At 33.7% G+C, this 23,221-nt stretch carries 22 protein-coding genes; 9 read left to right on the forward strand and 13 right to left on the reverse strand.

Features of this window, described 5'->3' with window-relative positions; translation table 11 throughout:
• Positions 1 to 136: 136 nt before the first annotated feature.
• Both hisC and HHH54_RS00325 read left to right on the forward strand, forming a co-directional pair.
• Complete coding sequence (gene hisC, locus HHH54_RS00320; RefSeq protein ID WP_198616830.1) at positions 137 to 1,186, forward strand: histidinol-phosphate transaminase; 1,050 nt, start codon at positions 137 to 139, stop codon at positions 1,184 to 1,186.
• Positions 1,187 to 1,327: 141 nt separating this feature from the next.
• Positions 1,328 to 1,867 carry a 5' nucleotidase, NT5C type gene (locus HHH54_RS00325; RefSeq protein WP_198616831.1) on the forward strand — a complete coding sequence of 180 codons (540 nt, stop codon included), beginning with the start codon at positions 1,328 to 1,330 and terminating at the stop codon, positions 1,865 to 1,867.
• 64 nt (positions 1,868 to 1,931) lie between these two features.
• Here the strand turns inward: HHH54_RS00325 and HHH54_RS00330 are convergent, their stop codons facing one another.
• The 5 genes from HHH54_RS00330 to HHH54_RS00350 form a co-directional block, all read right to left on the reverse strand.
• Positions 1,932 to 2,849: a diacylglycerol/lipid kinase family protein gene (locus HHH54_RS00330; RefSeq protein ID WP_198616832.1), complete on the reverse strand. Its 918-nt coding sequence runs from the start codon at positions 2,847 to 2,849 to the stop codon at positions 1,932 to 1,934.
• A 124-nt stretch (positions 2,850 to 2,973) separates the two neighbouring features.
• Positions 2,974 to 4,470, reverse strand: coding sequence for a peptide MFS transporter (locus tag HHH54_RS00335; protein WP_198616833.1), 1,497 nt, complete (start codon positions 4,468 to 4,470; stop codon positions 2,974 to 2,976).
• A 237-nt stretch (positions 4,471 to 4,707) separates the two neighbouring features.
• Positions 4,708 to 6,219, reverse strand: a complete 1,512-nt coding sequence (locus HHH54_RS00340) for a peptide MFS transporter (protein WP_198616834.1) — start codon at positions 6,217 to 6,219, stop codon at positions 4,708 to 4,710.
• Between the two features lie 192 nt (positions 6,220 to 6,411).
• Positions 6,412 to 6,912 carry a preQ(1) synthase gene (gene queF / locus HHH54_RS00345; protein ID WP_198616835.1) on the reverse strand — a complete coding sequence of 167 codons (501 nt, stop codon included), beginning with the start codon at positions 6,910 to 6,912 and terminating at the stop codon, positions 6,412 to 6,414.
• 34 nt (positions 6,913 to 6,946) lie between these two features.
• Entirely contained in the window at positions 6,947 to 7,807 is an 861-nt protein-coding gene (locus HHH54_RS00350) for a DMT family transporter (protein ID WP_198616836.1), read from the reverse strand.
• A 619-nt stretch (positions 7,808 to 8,426) separates the two neighbouring features.
• Between HHH54_RS00350 and nrdI the strand changes: the two genes are divergently transcribed.
• The 3 genes from nrdI to nrdF all read left to right on the forward strand — a co-directional run bounded on the left by nrdI (position 8,427) and on the right by nrdF (position 12,031).
• Entirely contained in the window at positions 8,427 to 8,825 is a 399-nt protein-coding gene (gene nrdI, locus HHH54_RS00355) for a class Ib ribonucleoside-diphosphate reductase assembly flavoprotein NrdI (RefSeq protein ID WP_198616837.1), read from the forward strand.
• Positions 8,788 to 10,893, forward strand: a complete 2,106-nt coding sequence (gene nrdE, locus HHH54_RS00360) for a class 1b ribonucleoside-diphosphate reductase subunit alpha (RefSeq protein WP_198616838.1) — start codon at positions 8,788 to 8,790, stop codon at positions 10,891 to 10,893. The genes nrdI and nrdE overlap by 38 nt, the downstream gene beginning before the upstream one ends.
• Before the next feature lie 166 nt (positions 10,894 to 11,059).
• Positions 11,060 to 12,031: a class 1b ribonucleoside-diphosphate reductase subunit beta gene (gene nrdF, locus HHH54_RS00365; protein WP_198616950.1), complete on the forward strand. Its 972-nt coding sequence runs from the start codon at positions 11,060 to 11,062 to the stop codon at positions 12,029 to 12,031.
• Positions 12,032 to 12,165: 134 nt separating this feature from the next.
• On the opposite strand, the gene HHH54_RS00370 is transcribed toward nrdF, so the two are convergent.
• From HHH54_RS00370 to HHH54_RS00380, 3 genes are all read right to left on the reverse strand, one after another.
• Complete coding sequence (locus tag HHH54_RS00370) at positions 12,166 to 12,480, reverse strand: CHY zinc finger protein (RefSeq protein ID WP_198616839.1); 315 nt, start codon at positions 12,478 to 12,480, stop codon at positions 12,166 to 12,168.
• Between the two features lie 13 nt (positions 12,481 to 12,493).
• A complete protein-coding gene (gene murB, locus HHH54_RS00375; protein WP_232796184.1) occupies positions 12,494 to 13,429 on the reverse strand; it encodes a UDP-N-acetylmuramate dehydrogenase in 936 nt (311 codons plus the stop codon).
• Between the two features lie 67 nt (positions 13,430 to 13,496).
• Positions 13,497 to 14,015 carry a GrpB family protein gene (locus tag HHH54_RS00380; protein ID WP_198616841.1) on the reverse strand — a complete coding sequence of 173 codons (519 nt, stop codon included), beginning with the start codon at positions 14,013 to 14,015 and terminating at the stop codon, positions 13,497 to 13,499.
• Positions 14,016 to 14,383: 368 nt separating this feature from the next.
• Between HHH54_RS00380 and ytxJ the strand changes: the two genes are divergently transcribed.
• Positions 14,384 to 14,704, forward strand: coding sequence for a bacillithiol system redox-active protein YtxJ (gene ytxJ / locus HHH54_RS00385; RefSeq protein ID WP_198616842.1), 321 nt, complete (start codon positions 14,384 to 14,386; stop codon positions 14,702 to 14,704).
• 191 nt (positions 14,705 to 14,895) lie between these two features.
• Positions 14,896 to 16,011 carry a glycerate kinase gene (locus HHH54_RS00390; protein ID WP_198616843.1) on the forward strand — a complete coding sequence of 372 codons (1,116 nt, stop codon included), beginning with the start codon at positions 14,896 to 14,898 and terminating at the stop codon, positions 16,009 to 16,011.
• Between the two features lie 79 nt (positions 16,012 to 16,090).
• Here HHH54_RS00390 and pepT read toward each other — a convergent pair whose 3' ends face one another.
• The 4 genes from pepT to gdpS form a co-directional block, all read right to left on the reverse strand.
• The gene (gene pepT / locus HHH54_RS00395; RefSeq protein WP_198616844.1) at positions 16,091 to 17,320 is read right to left on the reverse strand and encodes a peptidase T; all 1,230 of its coding nucleotides are present in this window, start codon (positions 17,318 to 17,320) and stop codon (positions 16,091 to 16,093) included.
• A gap of 26 nt (positions 17,321 to 17,346) precedes the next feature.
• Complete coding sequence (locus HHH54_RS00400) at positions 17,347 to 17,850, reverse strand: threonine/serine exporter family protein (RefSeq protein ID WP_198616845.1); 504 nt, start codon at positions 17,848 to 17,850, stop codon at positions 17,347 to 17,349.
• A gap of 14 nt (positions 17,851 to 17,864) precedes the next feature.
• The gene (locus HHH54_RS00405) at positions 17,865 to 18,626 is read right to left on the reverse strand and encodes a threonine/serine exporter family protein (protein WP_198616846.1); all 762 of its coding nucleotides are present in this window, start codon (positions 18,624 to 18,626) and stop codon (positions 17,865 to 17,867) included.
• A gap of 278 nt (positions 18,627 to 18,904) precedes the next feature.
• Entirely contained in the window at positions 18,905 to 19,975 is a 1,071-nt protein-coding gene (gene gdpS / locus HHH54_RS00410) for a GGDEF domain-containing protein GdpS (RefSeq protein ID WP_198616847.1), read from the reverse strand.
• 228 nt (positions 19,976 to 20,203) lie between these two features.
• On the opposite strand from gdpS, the gene HHH54_RS00415 reads away from it, so the two are divergent.
• Entirely contained in the window at positions 20,204 to 21,247 is a 1,044-nt protein-coding gene (locus HHH54_RS00415) for a glycosyltransferase family 4 protein (RefSeq protein WP_198616848.1), read from the forward strand.
• 115 nt (positions 21,248 to 21,362) lie between these two features.
• Here the strand turns inward: HHH54_RS00415 and HHH54_RS00420 are convergent, their stop codons facing one another.
• The gene (locus tag HHH54_RS00420; protein WP_198616849.1) at positions 21,363 to 21,998 is read right to left on the reverse strand and encodes a YigZ family protein; all 636 of its coding nucleotides are present in this window, start codon (positions 21,996 to 21,998) and stop codon (positions 21,363 to 21,365) included.
• Between the two features lie 341 nt (positions 21,999 to 22,339).
• Between HHH54_RS00420 and fakB1 the strand changes: the two genes are divergently transcribed.
• Positions 22,340 to 23,215 (forward strand): fatty acid kinase binding subunit FakB1, encoded by an 876-nt coding sequence (gene fakB1 / locus HHH54_RS00425; RefSeq protein ID WP_198616850.1) that lies wholly within the window; start codon positions 22,340 to 22,342, stop codon positions 23,213 to 23,215.
• The last annotated feature ends 6 nt before the right edge of the window (positions 23,216 to 23,221 follow it).

The raw sequence follows: 23,221 nt of genomic DNA on the forward strand, positions 1-23,221 counted from the left end.
GAGAACAGAATCGATAAGACGGTTGTTCTCGTCTTTATTGTTATTATAGATTTCGGCAAAATACTAGAGTTTTAATATTCATAGCGTTATAATGGGTGGTATATTCTAAATTTTCAGATTCATAGGAGGGAGATTAATGAAATCTCAAATTAAGCAGTTAAAAGCATATCAACCGGGCTTATCTCCCGAGGCGTTAAAAAAGAAATATCATATCGAAGGTGATTTACATAAATTAGCATCTAATGAGAATGTTTACGGTCCTTCACCAAAAGTAGAAAAAGCAATGAGTAAAGCCGTAAATGAACTTTATTTGTATCCAGAACCGAATGCGCCTGAATTACAAGAAGCTGTTGCAAATCATTATGGAGTAAATCAAAATCAAATCCTATTTGGTTCAGGTTTAGATGAAATGATTTTAATTATTTCTCGTGCATTATTAGCGAATGACGAAAAAATGGTTACGAGTCAAGCAACATTTGGTCAATATAAGCAAAATGCGATTATCGAAAATGCTAATATTGTAGAAGTTCCACTCAAAGATGGTTTCTTTGATTTAGACGGTATCTTAAATGAAATAGATGACCAAACGGAATTAGTATGGATTTGTAATCCAAATAACCCTAGCGGGACTTACCATAATCAACAAGAGATTGAAGCATTTTTAGATAAAGTACCGTCACGTGTTACAGTAATTTTTGATGAAGCTTATGCTGAATATGCAACAGCTTCAGATTATCCAGATACAGTAGCTTTACTCAATAAATATCCAAATATCGCAATGCTTCGTACTTTTTCTAAAGCGTATGCACTTGCTGGTTTACGTGTAGGATATCTCATTGGACAACCTGAATTAGTTGAACAATTAAATGTGTTACGCCCACCATTTAACATTACACGTGTTTCAGAACAAGCTGCAATTGCTGCAATAAATGATCAAGCACATCTTAAAAAAGCAGTAGAGACGAACCATGAAGAAAGAGAAAAATTCAAGAATCTTGATACGTCATTGAAAATTTATCCTTCTCAAACTAATTTTGTATTTATAGAAACAGATCAAGTGCAAGCGTTAAGTGATTCACTTTTAAAACGTGGCATTATTGCACGTGATTTTCCAAATGGTATCCGTATTACTTTAGGATATCCTGCACAAAATGAAACGATTAGAGAAGTGTTAGCACAATTTTAATATTGTAACTTATCATTTACCGAGTGCTGAATGAACTTTTAAAGCGCTCGGTTTTATCTTTCTGACGCTAAGATGAGTTCGTGGTAAAGTTTATAAGCTTTGATATAATGTAAACTAAGTATACAAAGTAGGAGAGATAGCATGAGACAATCGATAGGAATTGATATGGACGAAGTGTTAGCAGATACACTAGGTTCAATCATAGATGCGTTAAACGAACGTACGCAATTAGGCATCAAAATCCAAGATCTTATAGGTGGAAAGATTTATGATATCATGCCAGAACATGAAGCGGAAATTAGAGATATTTTAGCTTCAGAAGGATTTTTTAGACATTTAAAAGTCAAAGAAGGTGCACAAGAGGTCGTACAAAAACTCGCGCAACATTATGATATTTATATTGTGACAGCAGCAATGGATGTGCCTACATCGTTTCGTGATAAATACGACTGGTTATTAGAACATTTCCCATTTTTAGATACTCAACAATTTGTATTTTGCGGACGTAAAAACATCGTTGCTACTGATTACCTTATTGATGATAATCCAAAGCAGTTAGGCATTCACACGGGTAAGCCACTGATGTTTAGTGCGCCACACAACGAAAATAACACAGACTTTGAACGTTTAAATGATTGGAAAGAAGTAGAAGCCTACTTTTTAGATGATACAAAACAATAACATCATAATTAAATTATAAAAAGCAGTATCAGCAAGCTATTAAGTTATGCTGATACTGCTTTTATTACTCAGGTAATGCGGTTAAAAGACGTACAGCATTAGGTACAACTTCTAGTGTAATTGGTGTTGTGATGTTAATCTCACCATCAACATCTACACTCATTTCCGGATCTGTTTTCATCGTAATCTTGTGACTTGGAATAAATTGAATATTTTCTGGGATCTCATTCCATGTCATACTATCTTTTAAGCTAAATAAGTCTTTAAGAATACTAATACTGTGCGAATTAAAAATAAATGTCTCAAGCTGACCATCAGAAGGTGATATTTCAGACATTGGGACTTTAGTTCCTCCAATGAAACGACCATTTGCGATTAAAATCATCGCAGTTGTTCCAGTATAAGTTTCGCCATCTATCTCAAGATGATATTCGAATTCAATAGGATTCGCTAATGTTTTTAAAGTAGAAGTGACATAACTTAACTTACCGAAAATATCTTTTGATTTACCTTCAACATTTTCAGCATTTTGAACCATTAATCCAACACCAGCAAAGTTTAATGCATAGCGATCGCCAATCTTAATCACATCATAAGATTCAGGTGTTGCACTTAGTAAATCCTCGCTAGCTTGCCCTGCTTTAGGCGATAAATTCAATGTTTTAGCGAAATCATTAAAAGTACCACCAGGTATAACACCAATAGGAATATCCAACTCATTTTGAAGTACACCATTTATCAGTTCGTTGACTGTACCATCCCCACCTAAAATAAATAAAACATCTATATTTTCTGGATTTTGATTTTCTTTAATTTCACGACAATATTTCTCGATATCACCTTCATTTTCACTTAATTGAATCGAGAAGCGTTGACAAAGTTGTGTTAGTGCAGTAGTTACTTCTCCAAGTCCTTCATGAATCTTGTTAAGACCACTGTGTTGGTGATAAAAGAGTAGGCCATGCTTATAACGATGTGCCATTACAATTCCCTCTTTCTTATATTTTATGATTATCTATATACCATTTTATGTGTTTCTTTAATCATTTTTCTCAAAAAAAGACACCATCTTTTTCAAGATGATGCCTTATTTTAACATGAAATAATTATAGTTTCATTGCTTTTAAAATGAGTGGTGAACCTAGAACCACTAAAATAGCTACAACTACAGCAATCCCACCGATAATTCCGAAATAATTTTGATCTCCAACGATAGGTTGTAATTTAACCAATTGAGCGTTAATTGCTTGAGCTGTCGCATTTGTTAATAGCCATAAACTCATCATTTGAGAGTTGAATACTTTTGGAGCAAGTTTTACTGCAGAACTACTACCAGTTGGTGATATACATAATTCTCCGATTACGCAAATGAAATATGACAATACAATCCACATAAACCAAATATCACGATTATCATGGAAGAATATAACACCCATCATGAGTAAGAATGACAGGCCGGCTAATAATAAACCTAAAGCAAATTTAATTGGGAGGCTTGGTTCAAATCGACCAAGTCTGCGCCACAACCATGAAATTACAGGTGCGAATAAAACGATAAATAGCGGGTTGATAGACTGGAACCATGTGACTGGAAATACACCGCTAAATCCTAAAATATTAAAAGTTAAGTCAGCTTTTTCATCTGCATAAACGTTAAGTACGTTTGCCCCTTGTTCTTGAATCGACCAGAATATAACACCTACGATAAATAGCGGGATAAACGCAATAACACGTGAACGTTCAACAGGTGTTGTTTCTTTACTTGAAATCATAATTACAAAATATGTAATAGGAAGGATTAATCCTAAAATTAAAACAACAAGACTAACTAAGTTAAATGACAATGTATTTGTCAGAGACGTGATAACAAGCGCAATAAGAATTACTGCAGCAATTCCACCGAAAATAAGAGTATACTTTTTCTTTTCACTTGCACTCAATGGGTTTGGTGCGTGAATTCCAATTCTTCCTAAATTTTTTCGGTTAAAAGCTAAGTAAACAAGTAATGACAATGCCATTCCAATTGCAGCAATTAAAAAACCACCATGAAAATGACCAGTTGCTCTAAAATGGTCTAAGATTAATGGTGATACAAATGCTCCCATGTTAACCGCCATATAGAAAATAACAAATCCTGAATCAATTCGATTATCGCCTTCAGGATACAATCTACCTACAATATTAGAAATGTTAGGTTTCATTAAACCAGAACCAACAATAATAAAGAACATTGAGAATAGTAAACCTGTTAATGCAAAAGGTAAACTTAAAACAACATGACCAATGATGATGAGAAAGGCACCGTATACCATTGAACGGCGTGTACCTAGTATTCGGTCGGCAATCCATCCTCCTAAAATAGAGGTCATGAAAATAAGTGATCCGTATATTGACATTAACGATTGTGCGAACGTTTTTTCAAGACCTAGTCCACCTTGTGCAACGCTATAGTAAATGTAGTAGATGAGTAACGCGCGCATACCATAATAGCTGAATCGTTCCCAAAACTCTACAGTATATAAAACACCCAAACCACGAGGGTGTCCGAAGAAGCCTTTTTGAGGAATTTCCTGCACGGCTTTTTCGTGTGATAATTCAGACATTTTATACCAACCTCTCTAGCAACATATAAAGTATAATAGCAAGTTTACTCCTAAAAGTTTTTAATTTCAATGATTTGTTTCTAAATATTAAATATATTTTCAATACCTAGATAAAAATAAAGTTGTAAACTTTCAATTATGATAAATTAAGAAACTTTAATTAAAATTTGTGAAAGATAAAAGGTTAGGATGATGACAATAATTGCCTTCATCCTAACCTTGATAAATGAAATATAATTAGTTGACCCCAGCCATAAGTTTTTTAATAAATGGTGTAAGTACAAAGAGTAAAACACCAATACCTACAGCAATGAGTCCTGAATATAAGAAATAATTGTTAGCACTAATATTTGTATAAACTTCTACCATTTGAGCATTGATACCTTGAGCCATCGCATTTGATAAGAACCAAACACTCATCATTTGTGATGTAAAGGCTTCAGGTGCTAATTTTGTAGATGTTGATAGTCCTATAGGTGATAAACATAGTTCACCTAGCGTAACAATTAAAAAGCTTATAACTAACCAGAATGGATTAATTAAAGTAACTTCTCCTGATAGTGGTACTACCATAATAAGATACGAAATACCGGCTAAAAACACCCCAATTGCAAACTTCATTACTGTTGGTGGATTAAAACGTCCTAGTTTAACCCACATAATTGAGAATAATGGTGCGAGAATAATAATAAATAATGGATTTAAAGATTGGAACCAAGCTGGTGGTATATTAAAATCAATAGCGCCACCGGTAACTTTCGCTAAACTTAATTGTGTTTTTGTATCTGCAAATTGCGCAAGTACTGTAGAACCTTGTTCTTGAATCATCCAAAAAGCAACCGACGCAATGAATAAAGGAATATAGGCATAAACACGTTTTCGTTCATGTGCCTGAGTTTTACGACTTGTAATCATTTTAGCAAAGAAGAATAAAGGTAATACAACACCTAAAAATGTAATAAAATCAGCAAATACTGTGATTGTCATTTTGCCCATTGAAGCTAATACAGCACATACGATGCCAATAATCACTAAAACAATAAGTGTGATTTTAATCAATTTTGAACGTTCTTCGCGTGTCAGTGGATCAGGTACTTCTAACCCAGCTAAACCTAAATATTTTTTATTTGTAACAAAATAAATTAAAAGTCCTAAAAACATACCTACAGCAGCAATCGCAAATCCAGCATGAAAACCTACATTAACTTGTGTCCAACCGATGATAAGTGGTGAAATTAAAGCACCAAGGTTAATAGACATATAGAAAATCGTGAATGCAGAGTCCATACGAGGATCATTTTTTTCGTATAATAATCCAACAGTAGATGAAATATTAGGCTTTAACAACCCTGTCCCAATAATTAAAAAGAGTAAAGCAATCAGTAAAATTGCAAAACTATTCGGTAATGCTAGTAATATATGACCAATCATAATCAAAATACCACCATAAAAGAGTGCATGGCGTGTTCCAGTGATACGGTCAGCTATCCATCCCCCAATGACACCACTCATATATACAAGTGCACCGTAAATTGAAACAATTTGAAGTGCGACGCCTTGGTCTATCCCAAAGCCACCTTTAGCTACTGAGTAATATATGTAGTAAGCGAGTATTGCTTTCATACCATAGTAACTAAAACGCTCCCAAAATTCAGTGAAAAATAAAGTGCTTAGACCTTTTGGGTGCCCAAAAAAGCCTTTACGAGGGATACTATCAAGTATTTCCGCTCTAGTATAATGCTTGCTCATTAAAAAAGTCCCCCTAATATCTTCAAGTTAAAACTATTTTATACCTATTGTTAAAATTAAACAAGAAAATTCTGAAAAGAAAATTTTCGAGTGTAAAAGTAAAATTATATATTTTTTATTTACAGTAGTAGATAAAAAACACCCTTAAAGTTATCATAAGACATTGCTTTAAGGGTGCGTATATATCATTGATTAACGGTTATCTACTTTTTCTGGGTATAAATCATGGTTAATGAGTCGATGTTCAGCCATCTTTTCATATTTAGTATCAGGACGCCCATAGTTTGTGTATGGGTCAATAGAAATGCCACCACGAGGCGTGAATTTGCCCCATACTTCAATATAATGAGGATCCATAAGTTCAATTAAATCATTCATGATAATATTCATACAATCTTCATGGAAATCACCATGGTTTCTAAAGCTGAATAAATAGAGTTTTAAAGATTTAGATTCGACCATTTTAACATTTGGAATGTATGAAATATAGATTGTTGCAAAGTCTGGTTGACCAGTAATCGGACATAGTGATGTGAATTCTGGACAATTAAATTTAACAAAATAGTCACGTCCTTGATGTTTATTATCGAATGTTTCTAAAACATCAGGGCGATAATCGAAATGATATGTGTTATTTTGATTCCCTAATAATGTGATATCTTGTAATTCTTCTTTTGAACGACCTTCAGCCATTAAAAAGTCCTCCTTAAAAATTTAAATGAAATCGTTATTCGTCGAGTTGTGGTTTTCTTGCTTTTTGGAACATATAGTAACTTGCACTAAGGATGATAATATATCCAATGATGGCATAGAAATCTGGCGATTCACCAAATAATATAAAGCCGATGATTGCCGTAAAGATAATAGATGCATACGTAAAGATTGAGATGTCTTTAGCAGGGGCAAGTCGATAGGCAACTGTAATACCAATTTGTCCTACTGCAGCAGACAATCCAGCTAAAATAAGATAAAGAATTTGTAACTTACTCATAGGTTCGTATGTGAATAAAACAAACGGAAGCAAAGCTACTACAGAAAAAAATGAAAAATAAAAAACAATTGTATATGGCGCTTCCCTAGAACTCAATGCTCGAACTGCTGTATATGCCCCAGCAGCAAATATACCAGCTAATAATCCAAACATAGCGGGAATCACATCGGATGAAAATTCAGGCTTTACGATAAATAACATACCAATCAAGGCAACGATCATTGAAGTGATTTGATACTTTCGAATGTACTCTTTTAAAAAGAGTAGACTAAGAAGTATCGTCCAAAAAGGGTTGAGTTTCATTAAAATATCCGCATCACTTAAAACCATATGGTCGATGGCATAGATATTCAATAAAACACCGGCCAAACCTAATGTTGAACGTAATATGAGCAAAGGTTGACTACTTAGCTGTCCAAAAAACGGTTGCTTATATTTTAAAATAAAAAATAGTGGTATAAACATCGCTACGAAATTTCGAGCTAGTGATTTTTGAAAAATAGGTAAATCTCCGGATAAACGAAAAAAAACTGCCATAAAACTAAAACCAATAGCAGAAAGTAAGATAGCGATAATACCTTTAACTTTTGAATTCATTAACTCGCCTCTTCGTAATATATTTATAATGCATACATAATAGCATAAAAAGATGTATTTGCCTATATGTATGGAAATAGTTATAATATGAATAGAACATACGTTCTTATTCTTAGGATTTTTGACTCCTTATCACATTTTCATTAAAAGGTTAAGGGTTAAATTGTCACAAAAAATTATTTATACTTTCAAGTACTTGATACTATCGTATTTGCACGATGTTAAAAATTTTTTCACAGGATTTACGCTTTAAAAATAGATGGGATTTAGTTATAATGAAACACAGAATATAGTATGTACGAAATCAAAACAACACAATATATTGTGTCTTGACTACAAATGAAGTATATTCAAACATAAAAAATGATGAACGATTACACAAATTATCACTTTCTATTTCACGGCATTTAAGAATGAGAGTTAGTTATAGATAAATCTTAAATGCGAGAAATAGATTTTTAATTATTAAACTACATATATTTAAAATGGAAATATATGTTCGTATCATAACTAGACACGGTTGTATTATCGAAAGAAAACATACTAATCATTTTTAAATGTCACGATTCAGTTTGACTACAGTCATCATGTTTATTATCTATGGAAGGCGGTTATTCTGATGAAAGTCGTTTATTACTCCTTTACTGGTAACGTTAGACGTTTTATCAAACGGACGGAATTGGAAGACACAATGGAGATTACAAATGCAACAGCAACTCAAAAAGTAGAAGAGCCATTTATTTTAGTGACAGGTACAATTGGTTTTGGTGAAGTGCCTCCAGTTGTCCAAGAATTTTTAAACTATAATCATGAGTACTTGCAGGGGGTTGCTGCAAGTGGAAACAAAAATTGGGGTCAAAATTTTGCGAAAGCTGGAAAATTAATCGCTCAAGATTATAATGTTCCGCTTCTAATGAAATTCGAATTACATGGCACACAGAAGGATACAATAGAATTTAGAGATAAGGTGGTTAATTTTCATGAAGACAATGGATCAAAAGTATTACAATCATATTGAATTGAATAACGAAGTGACAAAACGAAATGAAAATGGTTTCTTTAGTTTAGAAAAAGACCAAGAAGCACTTGAAGTTTATTTACAAGAGATTCAAGAAAAAACTGCGCATTTCGATAGTGAAATTGAACGTTTACATTTCTTGGTAGATCATCAATTTTATTATGATGTTTTTAAAGACTATAGCGAAGCACAACTTGAAGAAGTGATTAATTTTGCCAATGCAATACCATTTAAGTTTGCAAGTTATATGTCAGCAAGTAAGTTTTTTAAAGACTATGCATTAAAAACAAACGATAAATCTCAGTACTTAGAAAATTATCATCAACACGTTGTCATTGTGTCATTATACTTAGCTAAAGGTGATGTAGCTCAAGCTAAACAATTTGTGGAAGCAATGGTTGAACAACGTTACCAACCTGCAACACCTACATTTTTAAATGCAGGACGTGCACGTCGAGGAGAACTCGTTTCATGTTTCTTACTTGAAGTGGATGATAGTCTAAACTCTATTAATTTTATTGACTCAACAGCAAAACAATTAAGTAAAATTGGTGGAGGCGTTGCGATTAATTTATCAAAACTCCGAGCGCGTGGCGAAGCAATCAAAGGTATCAAAGGTGTTGCTAAGGGGGTATTACCAGTAGCGAAGTCTCTAGAAGGTGGTTTTAGTTATGCTGATCAACTAGGACAACGACCAGGGGCAGGTGCTGTATATCTTAATATTTTCCATTATGATGTAGAAGAATTTTTAGATACTAAAAAAATTAATGCTGATGAGGATTTACGTCTTGCTACAATATCAACTGGTTTAATTGTACCTTCAAAATTCTTTGAGCTTGCTAAAGAAGGGAAAGACTTCTTTATGTTTGCACCACATACTGTTGAGAGAGAATACGGTATGACTTTAGATGATATGAATATTGACGAATATTATGATGAACTCGTTGCTAATCCAAACATTATGAAGAAAAGTAAAGATGCGCGTGAAATGTTAAATACTATTGCGCAAACACAATTGCAATCAGGATATCCTTATCTCATGTTTAAAGATAATGCAAACCGTGTTCATGCGAATTCAAATATTGGTCAAATTAAAATGAGTAATTTATGTACAGAAATCTTCCAACTTCAAGAAACTTCTGTAATTAATGACTATGGTCAAGAAGACGAAATCAAACGAGATATTTCTTGTAACTTAGGATCACTAAATATTGTAAATGTCATGGAATCTAATAAGTTTAAAGACTCTGTACACACTGGCATGGATGCACTTACATTTGTGAGTGATGAAGCGGATATTAAGAATGCTCCGGGTGTTAAAAAAGCGAATAACGAATTGCATTCAGTAGGTTTAGGTGTAATGAATTTACACGGTTATTTAGCTAAAAATCAAATCAGCTATGAATCAGAAGAAGCTAAAGATTTTGCGAATGTATTTTTCATGATGATGAATTATTATTCAATCCAACGATCAATGCAAATTGCAAAAGAACGTGGTGAGACTTTCACTGATTTCGATAAATCTGATTATGCAAACGGTCGTTATTTTGAGCGTTACACTTCTGAAGACTTTTTACCACAATACGATAAGGTAAAAGCGCTTTTTGAGCAACACGACATCCCAACACGTGAAGACTGGAAAGCTTTACAATCAGAAGTTGAAAAACATGGCTTATATCATGCATATCGTTTAGCAATTGCACCGACACAAAGTATTTCATATGTCCAAAATGCAACAAGTTCAGTAATGCCAATTGTAGACCAAATTGAACGTCGTACGTATGGTAATTCTGAAACATTTTATCCGATGCCATTTTTATCACCACAAACAATGTGGTATTACAAATCTGCATTCAACACAGATCAAATGAAATTAATCGATTTAATTGCAACAATTCAAACACATATCGACCAAGGTATCTCAACAATTTTATATGTTAACTCTGAAATTTCTACTCGTGAATTATCACGTTTATATGTATATGCGCATCATAAAGGTTTAAAATCTTTATATTATACACGTAATAAATTATTAAGTGTTGAAGAGTGTACAAGCTGTGCAATCTAAAGTTATCAGAGTGATTCAGCTTTAAAGTGTAACTATTCATTTCGATACCGGGATTTCATAAACGATAAAACGCGACACCTATCATGATGAAGGTGTTGCGTTGTTATGAGTCCTATAATTTTTAAAATACAATCAATAAATATGAGATAGGAGAAAACATATGTCTATGATAGCAGTAAACTGGAATACTCAAGAAGATATGACGAATATGTTTTGGCGTCAAAATATTGCTCAAATGTGGGTAGAAACTGAGTTCAAAGTTTCAAAAGATATTGCGAGTTGGAAAACGTTAACCGATGATGAAAAAAATGCATTCAAAAAAGCTTTGGCAGGATTGACTGGGTTAGATACGCACCAAGCTGACGATGGCATGCCTTTAATCATGTTACATACAAAAGATTTACGTAAAAAAGCTGTTTATTCATTTATGGGCATGATGGAGCAAATCCATGCTAAAAGTTACTCTCATATATTTACAACTTTACTACCTTCTAAAGAAACGAATGAACTATTAGATAAGTGGGTTTTAGAAGAGCCACATCTAAAGTTTAAATCAGAGAAGATTGTTGGTAAGTATCATAAGTTATGGGGTAAAGAAGCATCAATTTATGATCAATATATGGCGCGTGTTGCAAGTGTATTTTTAGAAACATTCTTATTCTATTCAGGATTCTATTACCCGTTATATCTTGCTGGACAAGGTCGTATGACAACTTCTGGCGAAATCATCCGAAAAATTTTGCTTGATGAATCTATTCATGGTGTATTTACAGGACTTGATGCTCAAGAATTACGTAATGAACTGTCTGAGAGTGAAAAGCAAAAAGCAGATCAAGAAATGTACAAATTATTAAAAGAGTTATATGCAAATGAAGAAAGCTATACACGTGAGTTGTATGAACCTATAGGATTAGCAGAAGATGTATTAAATTATGTACGTTATAATGGCAATAAAGCTTTATCTAACTTAGGTTTCGAACCTTATTTTGAAGAACGTGATTTTAACCCAATTATTGAGAATGCTTTAGATACTTCTACAAAGAACCATGACTTCTTCTCAGTTAAAGGTGATGGCTATACAATTGCTTTAAACGTTGAAGCACTACAAGACGAAGATTTTGTTTTCGACGATCATTAATTTAAGTTCTATAATAAATCGGACTGGTGACATTTCAATTATAAATGTTGCGAGTCCGATTTTTTACTTTAATTAGATGCAAAAAGACGCAATGACTATCGGTTAAAGTCATTGCGCTTTTTAAATATGTCATATCAAATTGAAAAGTAATGATGATAATGAAATTTACAGCGACTATTGAAATGTGCACCACAATTTGGACAAGATTCAATCATCATATATTCATTAATGGTCATTTCTTGTTTACAAACACCACATAATACTACTTTTTTATCAAACTCATCAGCCTGCCAACGCTGTATTTGATGATTTTCGGCTTCATTATGACATTTAAAACATGGATAGTACTTATTACAACATTTGAATTTAATAGCGATAACATCGAGTGGCGTATTGAAGTGTGTACAACGTGTTTCATCATCTATCACGGCGCCATGAACTTGTACCATCTCTTATCACTCCTTATTCATCTGACTTAACATGTTCGCCTATAATACGTACTTCACGTTGCAACTCGACATCGAATTTTTCTTTAACTACATTTTGGACATGACGGATAAGATTTTCATAATCAGTAGCAGTGCCGTGATCCACATTTACCATAAATCCTGCATGTTTTTTAGATACTTCAACTCCACCAACACGATAGCCTTGAAGGTCTGAGTCTTGAATTAGCTTACCAGCAAAATACCCTGGCGGTCTACGAAACACACTACCACAAGAAGGATATTCTAATGGCTGTTTAGATTCGCGTCGCTCTGTAAGATCGTCCATAATTGCCTGAATCTCTGATTGAATGCCAGGTTTTAATGTGAAAGCCGCTTCTAGCACAACAAAGTGTTCTTTTTGAATGATACTGTTACGGTAATCCAATTCTAACTCGTTATGTGAAAGTTCAATGAGATCACCTTGTTCATTAACGACAAGTGCATAATCGATGACGTCTTTGACCTCGCCACCATAAGCACCAGCATTCATATACACTGCACCACCAATAGAGCCTGGAATACCACAAGCAAATTCTAAACCAGTTAATGATAGGTCACGCGCTTTACGAGAGACATCGATAATCGCTGCACCACTACCAGCAATGATCGTTGCGTCTGAAGCTTTAATATGATTTAAATTTAATAAACTGAGCACTATTCCACGAATGCCACCATCACGAATAATGATATTTGAACCATTGCCTAAGTAAGTTAAAGGAATTTGGTGTTGGTAGGCATACTTTACAACCTTTTGAACCTCTTCATTTGTTGACGGGGAAATATAAAAATCAGCCTTGCCGCCAGTTTCTGTATAAGTATAATGTTTAAGTGGTTCATTTACTTTAATAATTGATTTAGAGACAAGTTGTTCTAAATCTCTTAAAACATTAGATGTTTCCACGAATAACATCCTTTCTATATATTCATTATTTTTATTTTAACTGTTTTTAATATTAGAAGTCATGTATAAGCCTATACTATATCTTTTTAAAGATGTATTGAAAGTACTTTTCTTTTTCAGTCTCATAATGTCGTATAGTTGAGTTTTGGTGATATATCTCTTGCTTGTGTTGCGCAAAGAATGTCTGAACCTCTGTGTCCTGTTTGAGTGATGTATTGACAGTTTGATATTGGTGATAAAGTGGTGTGTCCAGTTGTAGTATATGTAAGCGTACAATTTGTTTTAAATCTATAAGATTATTAAATTTTGCCATTACCACCTTTTTCTTATATTGATGATGTAGACGATAGAATCCTTCATAATTTAATCTTTTTTCATCTAATGCTGTAATATCGTGTAAATTGTGAACACCTACCAAAATATCAATGATGGGTTCAGTAGGGTAATTTAAATGTTGGGTTCCACCGATATGTTCTGTTGATTTAACTGGGGAATCCAGTAGATTAAACAACGTATCACGATAATTTTCATATTGTTTATGGAACGAATCTGTCACATCTTCTTCTATTATAAAGGGTTGCACATATTGATACATCTTAATCCTCCATAGTCATTTTTGGCACATAATTATGCATAACTATAACATAGATTATTTTCAACTTAAATACATTTTAAATTGAAACAACATTATAAGTGTATGACAAGTTTTAAACGATTACAAAACATAAAATGATTTTTATTGGGTAAATAATATAAGAGTGGTTAAGTAGGTGCTTAATGCTTTAATGTCAATGCATCACATGATAGGGGTTTGAATGTCTTGGAGCGTGTACTGTATATAAAAGTTAAATTTACGGTTAACAAGTTGTTATAAAATGTGTATAATGATAAACATTGAGAAAGTAGATAACGTGAAATTAAAAAAATCGATTATTAGAGAATTTAAAACTAGAGGTGAATAGAATGGCGATTAAGCTAAGTTCGATTGACCAGTTTGACCAAGTTATTGAACAAAACCATGATATTTTTATTTTAAAACATAGTAACACATGTCCTGTTTCTGAAAGTGCATTAGATCAGTTCAATAAGTTTTTATATGAACGTGATATGGATGGCTATTATCTTGTCGTACAAGATGCAAGAGAACTGTCTGATTATATTGCACAAAAAACAGGCGTGAAACATGAATCGCCTCAAGCATTTTATTTTGTAAATGGTGAGGTCAAGTGGCACGATAGTCATCAAAATATTAATGTATCGTCACTTGCTAAAGCAGAAGAATAAAACGTGAAATATGAGAATGTTGATGGAGGAGGGTATGTCTTGTCTTCTGCTATCAACATTCTCTTTATTTGTATTCTTTTGATTAACAACGCTATAATATAATGAAAGTCTTTTAGGCTATTAAAGCGTATCGAAAAGTAAAGCTGTATAATATATAAATAGATATAAGATGACAGTTAGAGGTGACAGTTATGAAAGTGCTAGTAGCTATGGATGAATTTAATGGGATTATATCAAGTTATGATGCTAATCGCTATATTGAAGAAGCGGTTGCAAGTCAAATTGAGCGAGCTGATATTGTACAAGTACCGTTATTTAATGGCCGACATGAACTGTTAAATTCCGTTTTCTTGTGGAAGTCAGGAACACAATATCATATAACAGCACATGATGCTGAAATGAATGAAGTGGAAGTGACGTATGGGCAAACAGACGATGGCATGGGTGTGATTGAAGCTGGTCAGTTTTTAAAAGGGCAACAATCACGTTTGACGCATACAAGTTATGGTTTAGGTGAAGTCATACAACACGCATTAGATAAAAAAGTAAATCATCTCGTGATTTCTGTTGGAGGCCTCGATACAAGTGATGGAGGCGCAGGGATGCTTCAAGCGTTAGGTGCACGCTTTTATGATGATGAAGGACAATTGCTTGATTTATCTAAAGGCGCTACACAAATAAAACACATTCGCCGTATTGATACAGCATCATTACATCCAGAACTCTCATCCTGCCGTATTCAAATTGTTTCAGATTATGAGAGTCGACTATATGGTAAAAAAAGTGACATCATGCAAACATACGCAGCTTTAGGAATGTCACGCGATACCGCTGTAGAGATTGATAATTTAATATGGTACTTTGCAGAATTACTTAAAAGTCATTTGAAAAAGTCACTAGGTCCTATTGAACGTGGGGGTGCTGGTGGAGGTATTGCTGCCGTAATGCATGCCTTATTTGATGCTGAAATTGTCTCAAGTCATGAGCTTGTAGATCAAATTACGCAATTAGATAGTTTGATTAAAGAAGCAGATTTAGTGATTTTTGGCGAAGGTGTTAATGAGCAAGAACAAATTATTGAAACGTCGTCACTTAGAATTGCTGAATTATGTCAAAAACATCATAAATTATCTATCGCTTTATGTGGAACCGCTGATAAATTTGATCAGTATGAAGCTTATGGTGTAACAGGCATGTTTAACACGTTTATCGATATGCCGAAAACATATACTGATTTTCAAATGGGAATACAACTGCGTAGTTATGCACGTCAAGCTATAAAGTTATTACAAGCACAGCTATCTTAAAGATATATATAAATAACGACACGCCATTAAAGAGGTTTTAAAAGGGCGTGTCGTTATTTTTCATGTATTATAGTTTCATTTAGTGTTCTAATTCTGCCGCTTTTTGAGCGATACCTATAATAACTTGTACGGCAAGTGCCATGACATCAATAGATGCATATTCATACGGACCGTGGAATTGATCACAACCTGTAAAAATATTTGGTGTTGGTAATCCCATAAATGATAATTGTGAGCCATCTGTTCCACCACGAATAGGTGCTGTATTCGGTTCAATATCTAAATCTTTAAAAACAGCTTTTGGTAAATCAATAATGTGTTGATGCGGTGTTATTTTTTCAGCCATATTAAAGTATTGATCGTTAATTTCTAATTGAACTGGATCGTAATAGTAATCTTGATTCATTTTAGCTTGAAGCGATGCAAGTGTTTGTTTGCGTGCTTCAAATTGAGTACGATCATGGTCGCGAATGATGTAATGTGCCGTAGCCTTTTCAACATTACCGTTAAGTTGCATTAAATGATAGAATCCCTCGTAACCATCCGTATGCTCAGGAACTTCATGTTGAGGTAGGGCAGTATTAAAAGCTGTAGCTAAGTTCAGTGCATTAACCATTTTGTTTTTAGCAGAACCTGGATGCACGTTAACACCATCAAATGTCACAATTGCTTCAGCAGCATTAAAACTTTCAAATTGTAATTCTCCAAGTTGACTGCCGTCCATCGTATAAGCAAAATCAGCGTTAAAGCGTGCAACGTCAAACTTATGAGGGCCTCGTCCGATTTCTTCATCAGGTGTAAATCCAATGCGAATTGGACCATGTTTTATTTCAGGATGTTCAATTAAATAATTCACAGCTTCCATAATTTCAACAATACCTGCTTTATCATCTGCCCCAAGTAATGAAGTGCCATCAGTAGTCATAAGCGTATGACCTTTAACAGATGTCATATCTGTAAAGACACTTGGGTCAAGTTGTCGCTCTGAATTGCCTAATTGAATAATGCCACCATCATAATTTTCAATAATTTGAGGATTAACATGAGCAGCATTAAAGTCTGGAGATGTATCGACATGCGCTAAAAAGCCGATAGTTGGGACGTCTTTATCAATGTTAGAGGGTAAAGTCGCAAATAGATAACCATACTCATCTAGAACAGTTTCAAGTCCCATATCTTTTAATTCTGTTTCAAGCAATCGCAATAGATCCCACTGTTCTTCAGTAGATGGTGTAGTTTCACTCGTAGGATCAGATTGTGTGTTGATTTTAACATAACGTGTGAGTCTCTCTATAATTTGTGATTTCATTTTTTTACACTCCTCATATTGATGAATTATAAACGGTTATTCATATGATAACCTTTACGATAGGTTTTACCTTTAAGCTTACTATATTGATGCTTCGTACGTGTATAAATGTAATAAAAAATTTCTGCGCATAAAATACCGAAAGCGATGGCACCTGAAGTGAGTGTTACCTCAAGAAATTGGTTGACTGCTTCTGTATAGGCATTTGTAACGAGTAGTCGCGTTGCTTCATAAGCCGCGCCCCCAGGTACAAGTGGGATAATACCAGGCACAATAAAGATAATAACAGGCCTTTTGTATCGACGACTCATGGTATGACTCATGATAGCAAGAATGAAGCTACCTAGAAAAGCAGCCATGACAATACCATAGTTTAAATCAACAGTAATACGATAAATAATCCACCCCATTGCGCCAACAAATCCAGCGGCAAGTAACAATCGTCTAGGGGCATTAAATAATATCGAAAAAAGCATTGTTGCAATAAAACTAATGACAAATTGTGCCACATAATATAAAACGAGTGTCATAGGAACACGCCTTTCTAAAAGATTAATAATACGATAGCAACACCAGCACCAATCGCAAAGGAAGTTAGTGCTGCTTCAACACCGCGAGACATACCGGCTAATAATTCACCAGCAAGTAAATCTCGAATCGCATTCGTAATTAAAATACCAGGAACAAGGGGCATTACGCCGGCTATCGTAATAATATCTTGATTGATTGCCCAACCGATCTTAGTAAAAAATGCCGCAACAGTAATGACGACCATAGCGCTAATAAATTCTGAGAAAAATTTAATTTGAATATAGCGTTGAACCAAATCAAAAGTTAGAAATGCACCTGCACCAGCTAGGACGGCAAAAATAAAGTCGTGGCGTACACCACCAAACATAAAAAGAAAGAATCCTGATGCGATAGCTGCTGATAAAAATTTCATTAAAAATGAATACTGAAGAGAAGCGCGATTTAAATGTATCAACTCGGCCTTTGCTTCATCTAAAGTCAATTCATTTCGCGATACTTTGCGTGAAATGTTATTTGTTAATGCAATTTTTTCCAGATCAGTAGTTCTTTCACGTACACGTACCAAACGTGTATTGGTACGATTATTCAATGAGAAAATAATCGCAGTGGACGTCACAAATGCATATGTATCATCTAAACCAAAACTTGCAGCGATGCGTCCCATTGTATCTTCCACACGATAGGTTTCGGCACCACTCTCAAGGAGAACTTTTCCCGCTAATAATACAACATCAATGACTTTGTTTTCGTCTATAATTGTTAAAGAGTCAGACATAATATACCTCCATCATCTATAGCCTAGTTCATTTCTCGTGCAATGTACAATGGTATAACACAGTAAATATAATATTATCATAAGACTAAAAAGGTTATGATACAAAAATTTAGATGTGAACATTGTAGATAATAAAGATTAGAATGAAAAGTGAAATGATAGTGATAATGCTATAGAAAATAAAAAACCACTTTAATATATAGTTGATTCTAACTATATATTAAAGTGGTCTATCATGATATAAGCTGAATGTTATAACAAAACTATTGAATGACGGATTATTGTAATTTAATAATCGGGTTAAACATGACTTTGTCACGCCCCTCAGTTTTAGCCGCATGAAGCATGTCGTCAGCATCCTTAAACACCTTACGTTGTGATTTATAATCATCATGCGCTAAATAACCTACACCGATAGAGACGGATAATTTTATAACTGTTTTATTTGGGAGATGGAAACTAGATTTTTTAACAGCTTTTCGAATGTTTTCAGCAAGTTTGACACACTCATCTAAAGAGTAATTGCTTAACACGATAGAAAACTCTTCACCACCATTACGGAATAGTTTTGTGTTTTTAGGAACGTAATTTTGTAAAAGATGTGACATTTGTTTAAGCACCGCATCACCCGAGTTGTGTGTGTATTCATCATTTACTTTTTTTAGACCATCGATATCAATGAGTAGAAGGCCTAAACTTTGATTATTTTCTTCTGCTATCGTTGTGACATGGTTTAGATGACGATCGAATTCTTTAACGTTACCAAGTCCTGTAAGATAATCGATAGTATCTTCATTTTCATATCGCGCAATCAGTGAAAAGAATTGTAATAAATCAACATAGAATACAGTTGTTATTACTGTTGCAACAATTGATAATGGAACGAGATAAACGACCTCCATGATATCAAACGATGGTGTAATTATAGCGATGATGGCTAAAATCACTAAACTTAAACCATTTAAAATTTGCATCGCAATCATATGATTTTGCTTTAAAAATGGTCCAATTACACTCACAACACCAGCAATAATCACTAAAGAAAGTGCAAAAGTTAAAGAAGTTGTAAGCACAAAATAGCCGACTAGAGCAATGATAATTGCCGCGAGTACAGTGTAAAAAGAATTGGTATAACGCCCTAAAAACAAAATAGGTACAAATGACAACTGAATCATATATGAATCAATAGGAACGGGATGAAAAGCAAGGAGCAATCCTACAATTGTCATCAGTACAGTAATGTAGCTTTTAGAGAATCTAAAATCATGTGATTCAGCATACTGTAAACGGTGGAATAAATAAATACCAGCTATCGTTACTGAAATATTATAAATAATTGCTTCAATCATATTTTATAAACCTCTTTTCTACCAACTGTTATTGTAAGTGAAATGTTACAATTTGTCATTAGACATTTCTTATAAATAGTAATGAGTTTATAACTAATAATGTTATTTAAAGATATTAAATGTTAGAATAGAATGGAGTTTAAGTGTTGAAATAAAAAGAATGATAGCTGTGACTACAAAACTTACTTAAGCGACAAACTTACTTATAAAATTAATGAAGGTGAACTGATGTATACGTTAAAGCTCATTGTTTTTTCAATGATAGTCAGTTTGATAGTAACACCTATTGTGATTGCTGTTTCAAAAAAACTAGACATTGTAGATAAGCCTAATTTTAGAAAAATACATACAAAACCAATCTCAGTACTAGGTGGGTCTGCGATTTTAATTTCTTTTCTCATTGGCATTTGGCTAGGCCATCCAATAGAACGTGAGATTAAACCACTTCTACTAGGATCTGTTGTTATGTACTTAGTTGGATTAATAGATGATATATACGATTTAAAACCTATTTTAAAATTGATTGGTCAAATTATAGCTGCATCTGTTGTGGTTTATTATGGTGTAACGATTGATTTCATTTCTATTCCGATTGGACCGACGATTTATTTTGGTTGGTTTAGTATTCCTATTACCATTTTTTGGATTGTTGCTATTACAAATGCGATTAATTTAATAGACGGTCTCGATGGACTTGCAGCGGGCGTTTCTGCTATTGCACTTACTACGATTGGCTTTATCGCTATTCTGCAGGGAAATATCTTTATCATGATGATATGTAGCGTACTTATTGGCTCTCTATTAGGATATTTAGTGTTTAATTTTCATCCTGCTAAAATATTCCTCGGTGATAGTGGCGCACTATTACTAGGTTTTATTATCGGTTTTTTATCGTTATTAGGATTTAAAAATATTACATTTATCTCTTTGTTTTTCCCTATTGTGATACTAGCTGTACCATTTATTGATACATTGTTTGCGATGATACGTCGTGTAAAAAAAGGACAACATATTATGCAAGCTGATAAATCTCATTTACATCATAAATTGTTAGATCTAGGATATACACACCGACAAACTGTTATGTTGATTTATTCTATTGCGATTATGTTCAGTGTCGTGAGTGTCATACTATACTTGTCTCAACCCATAGGCGTTTTCTTTACAGTGATTTTAATTGCAATTACGATTGAACTGATCGTTGAATTCACAGGTTTAATAGATGATGATTATCGACCATTACTTAACTTTATTGAAAGAAAAAGAAAATAAACAAAAACATGATTTAAACGTAATATAGCGTGTGCATCTGAAATAGAACAGGTTAGGATATGAGAATGACATGATGTTATTTCACTCCTAACCTGTTATGTTTTAAATGTATATTTTAATCAATATCGAAAGGGAGTCGCTTGACATCATCTTCAGTTAAATCATAATTACCTTGTGTATATTGGTTTAAAAACTGTATAAATTGTTCGTAGTCTTCTTGAATGACATCAATGTGATACGTAACGCGGTCAGTATAAACAGTGTCACGTAACAAGAAGTCAGTAGATTGAAGTTCATACTCGAATTTGCCTGTTAAATCATAGTCAATAGTGACCTGTGCTGGAATCGCTGGACGTAATTCAACTCTCCCAATATCTTGAATAACATCTCTTACAGCGCCACCGTAAGCACGAATCAGTCCACCAGTTCCGAGCTTAATACCGCCAAAATAACGGGTAACCACAACTGCTGCGTTGTGGATATCAAGTTTTTTGAGCATTTCAAGCATAGGTACACCAGCAGTGCCACTAGGTTCACCATCATCACTTGCTTTTTGAATATGCATTGTATCTCCAATCGTATAAGCCGAACAGTTATGTGTCGCCTCACGATGTTCTTTTTTCTTCTCATCAATAAATGCTTTTGCTTCATCTTCTGTGAATACAGGTTTAATATGTGCGATAAAACGTGATTTATTAATGACATTTTCTATGATATGTTCTTTTTTTATTGTAATAATTGAAGATTCCATTTTATCCTCCTTAAAAATGATAAAGCACTTTAGTACATAGTATTTACCTATTATTATACTATAATGGTATTAGTATGAATATGAGTATGAAGTATCTAAAAATAGTAGATTTAGAATTAAAAAATGTTAGCAATTATAAAAGAAATTTGATATAAAAGAGTATGAAGTAAACAATAGACATGTCAAATTATGATATAATCATATTTTACAACAAAACTAACGTAGTTGAGGTCTAGCAACTATCTTATCAATAAGTGATAACCTGGGAAATAGTGATGAACTGCACTATTGAACTATCAAAGTCTTGACCGCTTCTATATCAATATTAGGAGGAAACAATTATGAAAATAGCAGTAATGACTGATTCTACTAGCTATATCCCTCGTCCTATTTTAGAAAAATATAACATTCGTTCAGTACCTTTAAGTATAACATTTGAAAATGGTGACAATTATAGAGAAAACGAAACAATCACTGCTGATGAGTTTTACAGTAAATTAAAAGAAAGTGATACTATCCCAACAACGAGTCAACCAGCCATTGGTGAGATGATCAATGCATATGAAGCCTATCGTGATGAAGGTTATACAGATGTTATTGTTGTACATCTTTCCTCAGGCATTAGTGGTGCTTATCAAACAGCGCTTCAAGCAGCTGAAATGGTTGAAGGTATTAATGTGCATCCAATTGATTCAAAAATCGCATGTCTAGTTGAAGGGGCTCTAGTATTTCGTGCACTTGAAATGATTGAACAAGGAAAGCATATTGATGAAATCTTAGAAGAATTAGAAGATATGCGACAAAATAATGGAGCATTTTTAGTTGTAGATGATTTGAAAAATTTACATAAAAGCGGTCGTATTACAGGTGCGCAGGCTTGGATTGGTAATTTATTAAGAATGAAACCTGTACTAACGTTCGAAGATGGATTAATTGTACCTTACGAGAAAGTACGTACGAAAAAACGTGCGCTTAAATTGATTGAAGAAAAAACGTTAGAACTAGCAGATCAATATGAACATGCAACAATTGTTATTATTGGTGGTGACAACAAGGAAGAGTCACGTAAAGTGTATAAAGAAATGACTGAGGCTCATACAGATCGAAATATTTTATTTTCTGAGTTTGGACCTGTTATTTCTTCACACCTTGGTTTAGGCGGTTTTGGTATAGGTGTTATCAGTCGTCATATTGAATTACCAAAAGTGGATGAATAATTTTTG

It is taken from the genome of Staphylococcus canis, from assembly GCF_016238445.1.
GTDB lineage: Bacteria > Bacillota > Bacilli > Staphylococcales > Staphylococcaceae > Staphylococcus > Staphylococcus canis.